The organism is Streptomyces sp. So13.3, assembly GCF_005860785.2.
GTDB classification, from domain to species: Bacteria; Actinomycetota; Actinomycetes; order Streptomycetales; family Streptomycetaceae; genus Actinacidiphila; species Actinacidiphila fildesensis.
The window spans coordinates 2,878,362-2,893,115 of record NZ_CP048835.1; the positions used below are offsets into that span (position 1 = coordinate 2,878,362).

At 72.4% G+C, this 14,754-nt stretch carries 19 protein-coding genes; 8 read left to right on the top strand and 11 right to left on the bottom strand.

The genetic code is table 11. From position 1 onward, the window contains the following. Positions 1-65 precede the first annotated feature (65 nt). Complete coding sequence (locus tag C8250_RS13080) at positions 66-260, top strand: hypothetical protein (RefSeq protein WP_138354986.1); 195 nt, start codon at positions 66-68, stop codon at positions 258-260. A 105-nt stretch (positions 261-365) separates the two neighbouring features. Here the strand turns inward: C8250_RS13080 and C8250_RS13085 are convergent, their stop codons facing one another. The 4 genes from C8250_RS13085 to C8250_RS13100 are packed head-to-tail and all read right to left on the bottom strand — an operon-like array spanning position 366 to position 4,589. Beyond that, positions 366-1,607 (bottom strand): amidohydrolase family protein, encoded by a 1,242-nt coding sequence (locus tag C8250_RS13085; protein WP_138354987.1) that lies wholly within the window; start codon positions 1,605-1,607, stop codon positions 366-368. Further along, on the bottom strand, positions 1,604-2,890 hold the full coding sequence (locus tag C8250_RS13090; RefSeq protein ID WP_138354988.1) for an amidohydrolase family protein: 1,287 nt from the start codon (positions 2,888-2,890) through the stop codon (positions 1,604-1,606). The genes C8250_RS13085 and C8250_RS13090 overlap by 4 nt, the downstream gene beginning before the upstream one ends. A gap of 20 nt (positions 2,891-2,910) precedes the next feature. Then, positions 2,911-3,795, bottom strand: a complete 885-nt coding sequence (locus tag C8250_RS13095; RefSeq protein ID WP_138354989.1) for an SDR family NAD(P)-dependent oxidoreductase — start codon at positions 3,793-3,795, stop codon at positions 2,911-2,913. Beyond that, a complete protein-coding gene (locus C8250_RS13100) occupies positions 3,795-4,589 on the bottom strand; it encodes an acetoacetate decarboxylase family protein (RefSeq protein WP_138355039.1) in 795 nt (264 codons plus the stop codon). The genes C8250_RS13095 and C8250_RS13100 overlap by 1 nt, the downstream gene beginning before the upstream one ends. A 129-nt stretch (positions 4,590-4,718) precedes the next feature. Between C8250_RS13100 and C8250_RS13105 the strand changes: the two genes are divergently transcribed. The 6 genes from C8250_RS13105 to C8250_RS13130 all read left to right on the top strand — a co-directional run bounded on the left by C8250_RS13105 (position 4,719) and on the right by C8250_RS13130 (position 10,147). Then, positions 4,719-5,336, top strand: coding sequence for a TetR/AcrR family transcriptional regulator (locus C8250_RS13105; protein ID WP_138354990.1), 618 nt, complete (start codon positions 4,719-4,721; stop codon positions 5,334-5,336). Positions 5,337-5,367: 31 nt separating this feature from the next. Then, on the top strand, positions 5,368-6,372 hold the full coding sequence (locus C8250_RS13110) for a DEDDh family exonuclease (protein ID WP_187144824.1): 1,005 nt from the start codon (positions 5,368-5,370) through the stop codon (positions 6,370-6,372). A gap of 71 nt (positions 6,373-6,443) precedes the next feature. Continuing rightward, positions 6,444-6,695: a hypothetical protein gene (locus C8250_RS13115; protein ID WP_138354992.1), complete on the top strand. Its 252-nt coding sequence runs from the start codon at positions 6,444-6,446 to the stop codon at positions 6,693-6,695. 57 nt (positions 6,696-6,752) lie between these two features. Continuing rightward, positions 6,753-7,544, top strand: coding sequence for an SURF1 family protein (locus C8250_RS13120; RefSeq protein ID WP_138354993.1), 792 nt, complete (start codon positions 6,753-6,755; stop codon positions 7,542-7,544). Between the two features lie 28 nt (positions 7,545-7,572). After that, positions 7,573-9,381 carry a glycoside hydrolase family 15 protein gene (locus C8250_RS13125; RefSeq protein ID WP_274599399.1) on the top strand — a complete coding sequence of 603 codons (1,809 nt, stop codon included), beginning with the start codon at positions 7,573-7,575 and terminating at the stop codon, positions 9,379-9,381. A gap of 4 nt (positions 9,382-9,385) precedes the next feature. Further along, positions 9,386-10,147, top strand: coding sequence for an SDR family oxidoreductase (locus C8250_RS13130; protein ID WP_138354995.1), 762 nt, complete (start codon positions 9,386-9,388; stop codon positions 10,145-10,147). Between the two features lie 36 nt (positions 10,148-10,183). Here the strand turns inward: C8250_RS13130 and amaP are convergent, their stop codons facing one another. From amaP to C8250_RS13155, 5 genes are all read right to left on the bottom strand, one after another. Continuing rightward, the gene (gene amaP, locus C8250_RS13135; RefSeq protein WP_138354996.1) at positions 10,184-10,780 is read right to left on the bottom strand and encodes an alkaline shock response membrane anchor protein AmaP; all 597 of its coding nucleotides are present in this window, start codon (positions 10,778-10,780) and stop codon (positions 10,184-10,186) included. 7 nt (positions 10,781-10,787) lie between these two features. Further along, complete coding sequence (locus C8250_RS13140) at positions 10,788-11,462, bottom strand: DUF6286 domain-containing protein (protein ID WP_138354997.1); 675 nt, start codon at positions 11,460-11,462, stop codon at positions 10,788-10,790. After that, entirely contained in the window at positions 11,459-11,830 is a 372-nt protein-coding gene (locus C8250_RS13145) for an Asp23/Gls24 family envelope stress response protein (protein ID WP_138354998.1), read from the bottom strand. The genes C8250_RS13140 and C8250_RS13145 overlap by 4 nt, the downstream gene beginning before the upstream one ends. Next, positions 11,830-12,012, bottom strand: coding sequence for a hypothetical protein (locus C8250_RS13150; protein WP_138354999.1), 183 nt, complete (start codon positions 12,010-12,012; stop codon positions 11,830-11,832). The genes C8250_RS13145 and C8250_RS13150 overlap by 1 nt, the downstream gene beginning before the upstream one ends. 73 nt (positions 12,013-12,085) lie before the next feature. Next, positions 12,086-12,601, bottom strand: a complete 516-nt coding sequence (locus tag C8250_RS13155) for an Asp23/Gls24 family envelope stress response protein (protein ID WP_138355000.1) — start codon at positions 12,599-12,601, stop codon at positions 12,086-12,088. A gap of 136 nt (positions 12,602-12,737) precedes the next feature. Here C8250_RS13155 and C8250_RS13160 point away from each other — a divergent pair, with 136 nt between their 5' ends. Then, on the top strand, positions 12,738-13,520 hold the full coding sequence (locus tag C8250_RS13160) for a hypothetical protein (RefSeq protein WP_138355001.1): 783 nt from the start codon (positions 12,738-12,740) through the stop codon (positions 13,518-13,520). Between the two features lie 53 nt (positions 13,521-13,573). Here the strand turns inward: C8250_RS13160 and C8250_RS13165 are convergent, their stop codons facing one another. Then, the gene (locus C8250_RS13165; protein ID WP_138355002.1) at positions 13,574-14,365 is read right to left on the bottom strand and encodes an enoyl-CoA hydratase/isomerase family protein; all 792 of its coding nucleotides are present in this window, start codon (positions 14,363-14,365) and stop codon (positions 13,574-13,576) included. Between the two features lie 116 nt (positions 14,366-14,481). After that, positions 14,482-14,706 carry a helix-turn-helix domain-containing protein gene (locus C8250_RS13170; RefSeq protein ID WP_187144825.1) on the bottom strand — a complete coding sequence of 75 codons (225 nt, stop codon included), beginning with the start codon at positions 14,704-14,706 and terminating at the stop codon, positions 14,482-14,484. Positions 14,707-14,754 lie beyond the last annotated feature (48 nt).

The window sequence follows — 14,754 nt, forward strand, 5'->3', positions numbered from 1 at the left end:
CGATGGCCGGGTACCCCCGCCCCGGGCACTGTGGAGCCTGTAGCCGATCCACCGGGGGAACCCTCATGCACAGGCCGAGCCTGCCCACCGCGGTAAGCCTGGCCGTGCTTGCCCTTTCCGTGTTCGTGCTGGTGACGGCGGGCGGCGGCTCCAAGGACGCCGCACGTCCGTCACCGACCCAGGATCCGTCCGGGCACGCCTCCACGGCGCGGCCCGGAGCGGCACTGTCCGCCCTGTTCAGGACGGTGTCATCGCGTTAGACCGCGGCACACCGCGGTCCACCCGGTCTTCCGGCGGCGGGGTTCTCCCCCGTATTCCCCGCCGCCGGAGGTAACACGCCGGCCGTCATCACCGCCCCGCCACCGTCACCAGACGCGGACCGAACCTCCCGGTGCGAACGCCGGACTGGTCGCGTCGGCGGGCGGCTCCTCCAGCGGCTCGGCGATCTCCGCCACCGTGGGGCCGGACTTCGCGGCGACCGCGTCCAGCAGCCCGAGGTCGAAGCCGTAGACACGGGCCGCGTTGCCGCCCACCATCGCGGCGACCTCCTCGGCCGGGAGCCCGGCGAACGCGATCCGCAGCCCCTCCCTGGTGTAGGGATACGTGCCCTCGTCATGCGGGTAGTCGCTGCCCCACATGATCTTCTCCAGGCCGATCCGGTCGCGCAGCGGCACCTCGTGGGGGCGCATGAAGCTCGCCCCGACGAAGCAGTTGTCCCGCCAGACGGCCTTCGGTCCCTTGCCCATCGCGTCCGCCAGCCCGGTGCCGAACTTGGCCTCGGCGGTGGCCGCCCGGGTCGCGGCGCTGACCAGCCGCCCGTGGTAGTACTCCAGCATGTCGAGCACGGCGGGGATCCACCCCGAACCCTGCTCGGTGAGCACCAGCCGCAACCCGGGGTGCCGTTGGAACGCCCCGCCGAAGATCAGGTGCCACAGCGCCCGGTGCGAGAACCACGTCGTCTCGACCATGAACACCGCGCGGGCCGCGGGTTCGTCGCCGAGCGGCGGGGAGGCCGAGCCGCCGTGGTGGTTCACCGGTACGTCCAGCTCGTCGCAGACCGCCCAGAGCGGGTCGTACACCGCTGAGTACAGCTCGGGGACGCCGGAGCCCGGTGGCGCGCCCGGCAGCAGGATGCCGCCGGTCAGCCCGTGCTCCTTGGCCCACCGCACCTCGCGGACCGCCGCGTCCACATCGTTGAGGAGGATCTGTGCGACGCCCGCGCGCCGGCCGGGGGCCTGCGCGCAGAAGTCGGCGAGCCACCGGTTGTGGGCCCGCAGTCCGGCCCAGCGCAGCTCGAACTCCTCCTTCGAGGGCGCGGGGGCCAGCAGCGAACCGCTGGGGAAGAACGGCGGCACGGTGTTGGGGAAGACGACCTCGGCGACGATGCCGTCCGCCTCCAGCTCCGCGAGCCGGCGGCCGGAGTCCCAGTTGCGCGGCGCCTCGGGGGCGATCAGGTCCTCGTACGGATTGACGTACGTGGCCGCCCACGCGTCGAACTCCTCGTGGTGGCCGGCCGCCAGGTACGGCCGGTAGTCGAGCAGGTCGGCGCCGGCGTGGCAGTCCGCCGAGATCACCGTGTAGCGGTCGTCGGGACCGGAGGGTGTCATGTGCCCGCCTCCATCCCCACGTACGGGAAGTCGTGCCCGGTCAGCCAGTGCCGTCCGGTGTCGCGGGCGCGCGCCCAGGACGCCTCGACGGCCGACTGGTCGTCCGGCTGGCCCAGTTCGGCCGGGGTCGGGCCGATCCGGCGGGCGATCGGCGCCAACGCCTCGGTGTCGAAGCCGAAGGCCTCGGCGGCGGCCAGCCCCAGCATCTGCCGGGTCTCGGTCACCGGGATGTCGTGGAACGTGTTCTTCAGCCACTCCCGGGTCGCGGGCCAGGTGCCCTCCGGATGCGGGAAGTCGCTGCCCCACAGGATGTTGCCGACCCCGATCTCGTAGCGCTGGGCCAGCTCGCGGCGCTTGGTGTTGGTCGCGCAGATGAACACCTGGCGGTCCAGGTACTCGCTCGGCGGCCGCTTCAGCTCGGCGAACGGCGAGAGCTTCTTGCCGCCGTGGGCGCCGAGGTAGAGCCGGTCCATGAACCACAGCTGGTTCGGCAACCACCAGCAGCCGGACTCGGCGATGCCGAACTTCAGCCCGGGGAAGCGCTCGAAGACCCCGGCCCACAGCAGGAACCAGAGCGGCCGGGACGGCCAGAACGTCACTTCGCTGACGTAGATGCCCAGATGGTCCCCGTACTCGTGGTGCGGGGCCGATCCGGAGTGGGTCACGATGGGCATCTCCAGCTCCTGCGCCACCGCCCACACCGGGTCGTAACGGGCGTCGTGGTACGCCGCCTTGTCGACCCACCGGGCGGGGATCATCAGGGCGCCGAGGCCGGACGCCTTCGCCCTGCGGACCTCGGCCACCACCGCGTCCACGTCGCCGGTGATGGGCAGCAGCGCCACCCCGCAGCGGCGTTCCGGGCTGCGCTCGGCACAGAACTCCGCGAGCCAGCGGTTGTGCGCCTGCGCGCCCGCCATCCCCAGCGCCGGGTCCTGGTCGCCGGAGAGCCCGAGGCCCACCCCGAAGGGCGCGGCGGTCTGGCTGTCGACGGCGTCGGCGTCCGGGAAGACGACCTCGGCCGCCACCCCGTCACCGTCGAGTTCCTTGTCGCGCTGCGCGCTGTCCCAGCCGCCGCGCAGCCCCTCCTCGTTGTCGCTGAACCACTTCTCCGCGAACGCCTCGTTGCGCACCCCGAGCCGCGTCATCGCCTCGCGGCGCGCCTGGCGCTGCCCGAGGAACTCGTCGAAGTCCGCGTGGAACCTGCTGTCGAGATACGGCCGGTACTGCTCCGTCGGCAGGCCCGCGTGGCAGTCCGAGGAGATGATCAGGTACGGATCCGTCATGGTGTCTCCTGTCCCCTCGTTCAGTCGAGAATGAAGTTCTCCAGATAGCCCGGGTCGGCCCGGTCGAGCATCGACTGCGAACGCGCCCTGATCTGGGCGTCGGTGCGGTCGCTGGCGGGCAGCAGCCAGAAGCGGCCGGCCCGTATGCCGTCGGCCACGAAGCCGGCGACCTCCTCCACGGGGGTGAACGCCACCTCGTGCCCGGCCTCCTTCATCGCGGCCTCCCACTGGTCGAGGCTGCGGTACGGGGTGCGGCGGGGCGCGGACTTGGCGTACCGCTCGGGCCGGTTGCGGTGCGACTCCCACAGTCCGGTGCGGAGCATGTGGGGGCCCGGGAAGAGCACGGAGGCGCCGATGGCCGCGCGCTCGGCTTTGAGATGGGCGTAGAGCGACTCCGTCATCGTCACCACCGCGGCCTTGGTGACGGCGTACACCGAGGCGGTCGGCAGCGGCGCGATCCCGCCGTCTCCCGAGGAGGTGTTGACGACGTGTCCCGGCTCACCGGCCGCGAGCATCCGGGGCAGGAACGCCTGGATGCCGTGGAAGACGCCCCATACGTTGACCGAGAAGGCCCACTGCCAGTCCTTGGGGTCGTGCTCCCACATCCGGCCCTCGGCGCCGGAGCCGACCCCGGCGTTGTTGCACAGCACATGGACGGCGCCGAAGGCCTGGTACGCGGCCTCGGCGAGGGCTTCGACGGAGGCGCGGTCGCTCACATCGGTGAGCTGCCCGACGGCCTCGGCGCCATTCTCCCGCAGCCGCCCGACGGCCTTGTCGAGCGCGCCCTCCTCCACATCGGCGAGGACCACCTTCAGCCCGTCCGCGGCGAACCGTTCCGCCATGGCGTAGCCGATGCCGCTCGCGGCGCCGGTCACCACGGCCGTCTGTCCGGCCAGCAGGTCCATCAGGCCTCCCGGTGGGGCGCGTCGAGGATCTGCTGGACGTCGTCGTAGCGCTGGTGGATGTAGGGCAGCAGCGCCTGCGCGCTGACCCGTTCGACGACCTGGCCCGACTGGTCGCTGGTCTTCTCGCCGATGGTGATCTCGACGAGCCGGCGCACCGAGAGGTCGGCGACCGGGTCGTACGCGGACTCGCGCAGCACCACGCTGCCGGTCATCGCTTCGAGCTTGCGCACCCGTTCGTGCCGGCTGCAGCGCACCAGCACCGGGTCGCCGTCGAAGCCGTTGCCGTCCACCGCGGGGAGGAACTTGAAGTAGAAGTCGGCCTTCTCGGTGACTCCCGGCAGCGGCAGCGCGCCGCTGACCGCGCCGGCGACCTCGACGAACGCGATGCCGTGCCGGGCGAGCTTCGCCATCACGACGTCGCCGACCCGCTCCACGGTGACCTCGCCGAGCTTCTTCGGTTCGCCGAAGACCTCCCGGCCGCCGATCAGCGCCCGTTCGGTCGTCATCGGCATCACCAGCGGATACCAGCCCTCGACACCGTCGTGCCGGGCGGAGACCGCGACCGAGCCGGCACCCAGCGGGTGTCCGAACAGGTCGACGCGGCTGATGTTCACCCGCACCAGGGGCCGTTCTCCCGGCTTGAGCGGCGGCGGCAGGACCTGTGCCACCACGTCGGGGTCGGTCTCCCAGACCGCCACCACCCCGGTCGACCAGATGTCGGGGAGCTTGCCGCCGCCCGCCTTCGCCGCCTGCATTTCCGCTTCGCTCCGCGGGCCGTACCGTACTCGCGCCATGTCGTGCCGCCCTTCGTTCATGTCAGTCACACGGGTGCGTCATGAGAGATTCGGGACGAGCTCTGTAACACAGTTACACCGACGCGCTCGAAGGGTAAATAGGCGTGCACGGTCCACAATGGGAGCACCATGCCGCGCACCGCCCTGACCCGCGACGATGTACTCGACGCCGCTGCCGCACTTGTCCGGCAGCTCGGCCCCGAGGCGCTGACCATGCGCAAGCTCGCGGCCGAACTGGGCACCGCCGTCACGTCGATCTACTGGCATGTGGGCAACCGCGAATCGCTGCTCGACGAACTGGTGGCCCGTACCGTGCGGGAGATGGGCGCCATCGCGCCCACCGGCCGCGGGCCGCTCGACCGGGTGCTGTCCATCGCCCGCGCCCAGCGCCGGATGCTGCGCGACCGGCCGCATCTGATCGCGATGGTGCACGAACGCGGCCTCACCGAGCTGATGTTCCTCCCCGCCCAGCAGGCCCTGGTCCATGAGCTGCACGACGCGGGGCTGCGCGGGGCGCGGGCCGCCGAGGCGCTGCGCGCCATCGAGTTCCACGTCATCGGCTTCGTTCTGGTCGAACGCAACCGCGAACGTTCCCCCGCCCAGAGCCCCGCGGAACAGGACTTGTGGGACACCGCCACGGCCGGCCACGACCCGGCGCTGGCCCGCGCACTGGCCGCCCCGCCCGACCCCGAACGCCTCTTCACCACCACCACGCGCGCCCTGGTCGGCTCCCTGCTGTGTGTCTGAGTGTCAGCGGCGCCCCTTATTCTCAATGACCATGCTGGACAACCGCACCGAGCCGACCGCCTCCCCGTCCCCGTGGCCCGCCGCCTACCCGGACGAATATGCCGTGGTCGACGTCGAGACCACCGGTCTCGGCCGCGACGACCGGATAGTGTCCGCCGCCGTCTACCGGCTGGACTCCCGGGGCGAGGTCCAGGACCACTGGTACTCACCGGTCAACCCGCTGCGCGATCCGGGCCCGGTGTGGATCCACGGACTGACCAGCGCGATGCTCGCCGACGCCCCGCTCTTCCCGGACATCGCCGCCGAGCTCGCCGAGCGGCTGGCCGGCCGGGTGCTCGTCGCGCACAACGCGGTCTTCGACTGGTCGATGCTGGCCCGTGAGTACGCGCGGGCGAAGTCCACCGCCCCGGTCGAGCAGCGGCTGTGCACGATCGTGCTGGCCAAGGAGCTCCGGCTGCCGCTGGCCAACCACAAGCTGGAGTCGCTCGCCGCGCACTACGGCGTCGTCCAGCAGCGCGCCCACCACGCCCTGGACGACGCGCGGGTGCTCGCCGAGGCGTTCCGCCCCAGCCTGCACCTGGCGGCCGCGGCCGGCCTGCCGCTGCCGCTGCACACCTGCCGGCCGCTCACCGAGTGGACCGAGGGCAGCGTGCCGGCGGCCCGCCCCGCGCCGGCCGGCGGGTCGTACGGCTCCTACCGCCCCAGCAGCTGGCGCCCGGCGCGCAAGCGGCCGTCCTGCCCGTACCCCAACCCGGGCCGGATGGCGCCCGAGGGCCCGCTCATGCAGGGGATGCGGGTGGCGTTCTCCGGTGACACCGGGATCGACCGCGAACTGCTGGAGGACCGCGCGACCGACGCCGGGCTGCATGTCGCGTCCAGCGTCAGCCGTCTCACCAGCCTGCTCGTCACCAACGACCCGGACTCCCCGACGAGCAAGGCCGCCAAGGCCCGCGCGTTCGGCACCCCCGTCATCGACGAGCGGCGCTTCGCGGAACTCCTCAAGGCGGTGACCCCGGCGCCCGGGGTACACGGCTGATCGAGTGGCGCGGCGGCGACGCGCCCGGCGACCTGTTGCCCGCCGCCCCCGCGCCGCGCAATCTGTGCCCCATGGCCCGATGTGAAGTGTGCGGAAACGACTACGTCATGAGCTTCGAGGTGCACGCCCAAGGTGCGGTGCACGTCTTCGACAGCTTCGAATGCGCCATCCACCGTATGGCGCCCATCTGTGAGCACTGCCGGGTGCAGGTCGTCGGCCACGGCGTCGAGGCCGACGGCCGCTGGTACTGCAGTGCGCACTGTGCCAAGGCCGAGGGCGTGCACGGCCTCGTCGACCGTGTCGGCTCCGTCCCGATCTCCTGATCCGTCCCCCACCGACCCCCTACCGGAGGGCGCCCCACGACCGAGTACGGTCGTGGGGTGTACCGCTTTCTGCTCTCCCGCCAGTGGGTGATCCTCACGCTGCTCGGCCTGGTCATGATTCCCACGATGATCAAGCTGGGCTACTGGCAGCTGCACCGTCACGAGCACCGGGTGGCCAACAACCACCTGATCAGTCAGAACGTCAAGGCCGCCGCCGTCCCGGTCGAGCGGCTGGCCGCGCCCGGCAAGGCCGTACCCCGCAAGGACCTGTACCGGTCGGTGAGCGCGACCGGTCACTACGACACCGCGCACGAGGTCGTCGCCCGCCAGCGCACCGCGGCCGACGGGCAGAAGAACGGGTACCACGTCATCACCCCGCTGGTGCTGGACGACGGCCGGGCGATCCTGGTGAACCGCGGCTGGATCGACGCCGACGGCGGGCTCACCGCACTGCCGAAGATCCCGGCCGCCGAGTCCGGCGAGATCACCGTCACCGGGCGGCTGCGCCCCGACGAGACGAGTTCCAGCACCGGGATCAGGAACAAGAGCGGGCTGCCGGACCGCATGATCATGCTCATCAACTCCACCGACCTGTCGAAGACCGGCCCGCGGCAGTTGCTCGGCGGCTATCTGGAGCTGGCCACCACCTCCCCCAAGCCCTCCGGCGCCCAGCCCCAACTGATCCCCGAGCCGGACGACTCCAGCATCGGCCCGCACATGGCGTACGCGATCCAGTGGTGGCTGTTCTCGGCGATGGTCCCGGTCGGCTGGGTCATCCTGGTGCGCCGCGAGCGCAAGGAGCGGGTCTCCGGGCAGGAGTCACAGAAGAGCGTTCCGGTCGCGGTGTAACGGCGTCCCCGGCACGCTACGAGCAGGAGTGTGGACGAAAGGCGGCCCCGTGCCAGGACTGATCGAGGACTACGCGCTCATCGGTGATCTGCAGACCGCGGCGCTGGTCGGCAAGGACGGCTCCATCGACTGGCTGTGCCTGCCGCGCTTCGACTCCGCCGCGTGCTTCGCGGCGCTGCTCGGGGACGAGGAGAACGGCCAGTGGCGGATCGCCCCGGCCGGCGCGGACCAGTGCACCCGGCGGGCGTACCGCGGCGACACCCTGGTGCTGGAGACGTTCTGGGAGACCGCCACCGGCATCGTCAAGGTCATCGACTTCATGCCGCAGCGCGACCGCGCCCCCGATGTCATGCGGATCGTTGAGGGCGTCTCCGGCACCGTGCAGATGCGCAGCGAGCTGCGGCTGCGCTTCGACTACGGCAGCATCGTGCCCTGGATGCGGCGCGCCGAGGGCCACCGCATCGCCGTCGCTGGGCCCGACTCGGTCTGGCTGCGCAGCTATCCGCCGCAGCTGCCGATGTACGGCAAGGACTTCTGCACCTACGCCGACTTCTCCGTCTCGGCGGGCGAGAGCGTCGCCTTCGTCCTCACCTGGCACCCGTCGCACGAGACCCGGCCGCGCCGGGTCGACCCGCACGATGCGCTGCCCCACGCCATCGAGGACTGGGAGAAGTGGTCGGCGCAGTGCACCTACGACGGCCCCTGGCGGGAGGCCGTGCTGCGCTCCCTCATCACCCTCAAGGCACTGACGTACGCGCCGACCGGCGGTATCGCCGCGGCCGTCACCACCTCGCTGCCGGAGGAGATCGGCGGGGTGCGCAACTGGGACTACCGCTTCTGCTGGCTCCGCGACGCCACCCTGACACTCAACGCGATGGTCTCCAGCGGCTATCTCCAGGAGGCCGCGAAGTGGCGGGACTGGCTGCTGCGCGCGGTCGCCGGAGACCCCGCCGACCTGCAGATCATGTACGGGATCTCCGGTGAGCGGCGGCTGCCCGAGTACGAGGTGCCGTGGCTGAAGGGGTACGAGACGTCCGCCCCGGTCCGGATCGGCAACGCGGCGGCCGGGCAGCTGCAGCTCGACGTCTACGGCGAGGTGCTCGACTCTCTCCACCTGGCCCGGAACAGCGGACTCTCCGACGACAAGCACGCCTGGAGCCTGCAGCGCGCCCTGATGGACTTCCTGGAGTCCAACTGGCGCGAGCCGGACGAGGGCCTGTGGGAGGTCCGCGGGCCGCGCCGGCACTTCGTGCACTCCAAGGTGATGGCGTGGGTCGCCGCGGACCGCGCGGTCCACACCCTGGAGGCGCAGCCGAAGCGCGGCGGCGACCTGGCCGGCTGGCGGGCCATGCGCGACCAGGTGCACCTGGAGGTGTGCAAGCGCGGCTACGACAACGAGCGCAGCACGTTCACCCAGTTCTACGGCTCCACCCAGCTCGACGCGGCGACGCTGCTCATCCCCCAGGTCGGCTTCCTGCCGCCCTCCGATCCGCGGGTGATCGGCACGGTCGACGCGGTGCGCAGGGAGCTGAACCACGGCGGCCTCGTCCGCCGCTACACCCTCGACGAGAAGGCCGTGGACGGCCTGCCGGGCGACGAGGGCGCCTTCCTGGCCTGCTCGTTCTGGCTGGCCGACGCCCTGCACACGACCGGCCGCGAGCGGGAGGCCCGCGAGCTGTTCGGGCACCTGCTGAGTCTGCGCAACGACGTCGGGCTGCTCGCCGAGGAGTGGGACCCGGTCTCCCGCCGCCAGCTCGGCAACTTCCCGCAGGCCTTCAGCCACATCGGGCTCGTCAACACCGCACTGAGCCTGTCCGGAGTCCGTAAGGGAGCATGAGCGCATGGATCTGGGACTGAAGGACCGGGTGTACGTCGTCACCGGCGCCACCCGCGGGCTGGGCATGGCGGCCGCCCGTGAGCTGGCGGCCGACGGTGCGAAGCTGGTCGTCTCCGGGCGCTCGCAGGAGTCGGCGGACGCGGCGGCCGCCGCGCTGGGCGGCCCGGGGAACACGATCGGGATGGCCGCCGACAACTCCGGCGCGGACACCCCCGACCGGCTCATCGGCGCCGCCCGCGAGGAGTTCGGACGGCTGGACGGCGTACTGATCAGCGTCGGCGGCCCGGCCGTCGGCCTCTCCGAGACCATCACGGACGACCAGTGGCGGGACGCGTTCGAGACGGTCTTCCTCGGTGCGGTACGGCTCGCCCGGGCCGCCGCGGCGGCGCTCGGCGAGGGCGGCGTGATCGGCTTCGTGCTCTCCGGGTCGGTGTACGAGCCGATCCCCGGCCTGGCGGTCTCCAACGGGCTGCGGCCCGGGCTGGCCGGCTTCGCCAAGAACCTCGCCGATGAACTGGGCCCGCGCGGCATCCGCGTCGTGGGCCTGCTGCCCTCCCGGATCGACACCGAGCGGGTGGCGGAACTCGACGCCCTCAGCGGCGACGCGGCGGCCTCCCGCGCCCGGCACAGCGCCACCATCCCGCTGGGCCGCTACGGGACCCCGGAGGAGTTCGGCCGCGCCGCGGCCTTCCTGCTCTCCCCCGCCGCCTCGTATCTGACGGGCATCATGCTCCCGGTCGACGGCGGCGCCCGGCACGGCTTCTGACGTACGGCGTGCTGCGTACGGCGCCTGGGACGCCGGTCAGTTGACGCGGCTGGCGCGGTGCTTGACGGCGCGCAGCCGCGCCTCGGCCGGGAGGTGGTCGAGTCCCGCCGAGCCGCCCGCCCGTTGCAGGATCTCGGTGTCCAGCCGGGAGACGACGGTGTCCGGGGCCGCGTGCGGCGCCAGGGCGAGGGTGAGGCGCGCGCGGGGCGCGGAGCGCTTGCCGGTCAGGACGGCGCCGGCCCGGTCCACACCGTCCAGTGCCTCGGTCTCGGTGACCAGGATGTCCTCCAGGGCCCGGCCGCGCAGCACGGCGTCCTGGCCGTCGCGGCTGTCGATGCGCAGCTGGCGCAGCCGGTGGCTGCGGAACTGGGCCAGGAACCACCACAGGGCCGTCAGCACCAGCACGCCCAGGACGGCCAGGACGGTGGGCCACCACCAGCCGTCGCCGCGGTAGCGGGTGCGGTCGCGGGCCGTGAGGAGCACGTCCCCGGGGCCGTCGAACGGCCACCAGCCCGGCAGGGTGAATCCCCAGCGGCGCTGCAGGTCCAGGCTGCCGACCAGCACCGCGAGGCCGGCGATCAGCAGGAGCAGGCCGGTCAGTGCCAGCAGGGTCCGGTTGAGGGAACTGCGCATCGGCGGATCAGCCCTTCTGGGCGCGCTGGACGTGGACGCCCAGGCTGGGCGGGCGGGCCAGCCCGAGTTGGACGACGCCCTCGGCCAGGGCGGCGTCCAGGTCGGCCCGTACTTCGTCCAGGTCACGGAAGTGGGACGCGGCGCGGGCGGTGACATGGCGGCGGCCGACGCGGACCCGGACGGTGTGCACGCCGGAGACCTCCATCGCCCGGTCGCGCAGCGTGAGTTCGGCGGCGTGCCGGTCCAGCCCCGCGCGCACCCCGGTGACACTGCGCCGCATCGGCAGGATGTCGCGCAGGCCGGGGGTGACGGCCAGGACGATCAGCCACAGACCGATCACCACGGCGGCCGCGGCGGCGGTGATGACGAGCACGTTGTCCAGCGGCCGGGTGGCCAGTTCACGGGCCAGCCGTGGCCGCCAGCTCATCGCGGCGCGGTCGGTGCGGACCGCGGCGATGTCGTAGAGCAGGATCCCGGCGGCCCCCAGCACCACCAGCGCGGTCAGCGCCGACGGTACCCGGCGCTCCGACCAGAACCGGCCCGCGCGGCCGGCCGGCGGTTCGGCGGGGCGCTCGGCGGCGGACCCGCCGGATCCGTCGGGCTCGTCCGGTTCGTAGGGCCCGACGACCGGCAGCTGCCGTGTCGTGCCCTCGGGTTCGGGTTCCGCACCGGTCCCGGTCACCGCACCCTCCCCTCGCTCTGTTGCCGCGCCGTCGCGGAGTGCAGCCGCTCGATCTCGACGGCGACCTCAGGTACCTCCATACCCGTCAGTGACGTCACCCGGTCCGCGACATGGCGGCGCACCGAGCCGCAGACCGCACCGAGGTCACCCGGATAGCCCAGTTCCACCGACAACCGCACCCGGGCGGTCTCCTTGCGCACCGAGACCGACGCGTGCGGCGTACGGTCCGGCGGCACGAGCCCGGACTCCGGGATGTCCGCGAGCACCTCGGACGCGGCCCGCGCGGCGATCTTCGCCACCACCCGGTCCGCGATCCTGAGCGCGCCCCGCTCCGCGGCCGGCAGGGTGACCGGGGCCGCAGCGGCCATCACCGCCGCCGGTCGCGGCTGCGGAAGAACTCTCCGGGCTCCAGATCGCCGTCCACGAACTTCCCGGCCACGAACCCGACCGCGCCGAGCGCGGCCACCAGCAGGAACGCGCCGAACCCGCCGAAGTACCCGGCGAATCCGAGCGCCATGCCCACGATCAGTCCGACCAGCGACATTCTCATCGTCCGCTCACCGTCCTCGCCTCACCGCTGTCGCCGGCACCGCCGGCCGCCGTCCCACCCGTCCACCCGGTCGTCACTGGACCCTCTGCTCCCGGTCGTCCTCGTCGTCCTCGTCCGGCAGCTTCACGTCGCCGACCGCGACATTGACCTCGACGACCTCGAGACCGGTCATCCGCTCGACCGCGGCGATCACGTTCTCCCGCACCGCGCGGGCCACCTCGACGATGGACACCCCGTACTCGACGACGATGTCCAGGTCGAGCGCGGTCTGCACCTCGCCGACCTCCGCCTTCACCCCACGGGTGACGGACTTGCTGCCGGGCACCCGGTCACGCACGGCGCCGAAGGTGCGGGCGAAGCCGCTGCCCATCGCGTGCACACCCAGCACATCACGGGCCGCCAGCCCGGCGATCTTCTCGACCACTCCGTCCGCGATGGTGGTCCGGCCGCGGGTCGCGGGGTCGCCCAGCGGCGCCCGCCGGCCGGGCGTCCCGGCACCCCCGCTCGTGCCCTTCTCCAATGTCCTGCCTTCGCCCACGGAATCGGGGCCCTCCGGCTCGGACAGGTTGCGCTGTGCCGCCTCGGTCATGGCGAGTCGTCCCTTCGTCTGGGCTGCTCCATGCACCACACTATGTGCGCATGCCCTGCCGTGCCGTGGAGATGCGGTCAGGAAGCGTGGAGCGGGCCGCCGTTCGGGTGGCGCGCGGCGAAGGAGGCGGAGACCGGTGGCTGTGGACCGTTTGGCCCGTGCGGTACGGGAGCAGATCGCGTTCGGGCGCGTGCTGCCGCTCGGCAGGGCGGGAGACGGTGTCTGGATCACCGAGAACGCGGCGGCCGACGCGCTGCGCGGGGCGGTGAACGGGCTCACCGGCGTGCGGGTCGGCGCGCTGCGGATCGGCCCGGAGCCGGTCCGGGTGCCGCGTCAGGAAGCAGAACCGACGACGGAGCCGGCGACGGATGCGAATATTCTGCCGCTCGTACCGCCGAGTGCGGTGCCGTACGGCCCGCTGTGCGTGGCCGCGGCCTTCGAGGCCGCCATCGACCGGCCGCTGCCCGCCACCGCGGATCAGTTGCGGACCGCGCTGTGGAGTGCGGCCCACGATCTGCTGGGGCTGGCCGTCACCTCGGTGGACCTCGACGTCACGGGCCTGATCGATCCCCAGGCCGGACCTGCTCCGGTGGCCGCCGTCGAGGGCCCGGCCGGTGCGACGGGCCAGGATCTGACGGAGACCGGGCCGCCGCCCGCCGGCAACGGGGTGGTCGCCGCGGCGCTCCTGGTGCCGGGTGTCGCCCGGGTGACGTCACGGCTCGGCGGCTTCGCGTCCGGGATCCGCACGGCCGACGGCGGCGATCCGCCGGCCCGGGAGGTCCGGGTGCAGATCGCGGTCATGCCTGGCCACCGCGCGCTGGACGTGGCCCGCGTGGTGGCCGTGGCGGTCACCGAGGCCGCCGAGCCCGGTTCCCCGGGCCCTGTGACGACGGCGGTCGTGGTCACCGCCATCGGGTGACCACGACCGGACATCGACCGGACGGAGTTGCCGGACGGAGTTGCCGGACGGAGTTACTCGCCGACGCCGGCGAGGTCGCGCAGCCGGCGGCCCTGGGCGGCGCGCTCGGCGGGGCGCTGCTCCTCGTACGAACGAGCGGCGGCACCCTGCAGCAGGGCCTTGGTCTCGATGACGGCGTCCCGGGGCGCGGCGAGCAGCGCCCCGGCGAGGTCCTGGACCGTGGCGTCGAGTTCGGCGACCGGGACGACCAGGTTGGCGAGGCCGAGGCGCTCGGCCTCCGACCCGTGCACGAACCGCCCGGTGGCGCAGATCTCCAGGGCCCGCGCATAGCCGACGAGGTCGACCAGCGGCTTGGTGCCACCGAGGTCGGGCACCAGTCCGAGGCTGGTCTCGCGCATGGCGAACTGCGCGTCGTCCGCGCACACCCGCAGATCGCAGGCCAGAGCGAGCTGGAAGCCCGCACCGATCGCATGGCCCTGTACGGCGGCGATGGTCACGATGTCGCTGCGCCGCCACCAGGTGAACGCGTCCTGGTACTCGGCGATCGTCGCGTCGAGCTTCTTGTCGGAACCGCGCGCGAGGTCGATGAACGACGGCTCGCCGTCGAAGCCCTCGGGCGTGAAGGCCTGCCGGTCGAGCCCCGCGGAGAAGGACTGGCCTTCGCCGCGGAGCACGACAACGCGCACGCTGCCCGGCAGGAGCCGGCCTGCTTCGACCAGGGCCCGCCACAGGGCGGGCGACTGGGCATTGCGTTTGGCCGGATTGCACAGTGTGACGGTCGCGACGGAGTCGTCGGCGGTGAGCCGCACTCCGTCACGCTCGAGCAGCACGGTGGGGTCGGGCATCGGGCACCTCCGAGCGAACCGCGGAATTGATTACCGAAGAGTAACCACTGGGTCGACACAGTCGTCGACCGGGTGGGCACGCTGGGGAATCCGGGTCGCGGGAGATGCCCTGCCCGTCAGGCCGTAGCGGCCTTCGACTTACCTCGTGTTGCACCGCCGCGACCGCGCAAGGTCACGCCGGACTCGCTGAGCATCCGGTGCACGAATCCATAGGAGCGGCCGGTTTCTTCGGCCAACGCCCGGATGCTCGCACCGGAGTCGTACTTCTTCTTCAGGTCTGCCGCGAGCTTCTCGCGCGCGGCGCCGGTTACCCGGCTGCCCTTCTTCAGAGTCTCGGCCACCCGTGCCTCCTCTAGGGAAGTGCGCTCTGGACTCTCATGATCACCCCT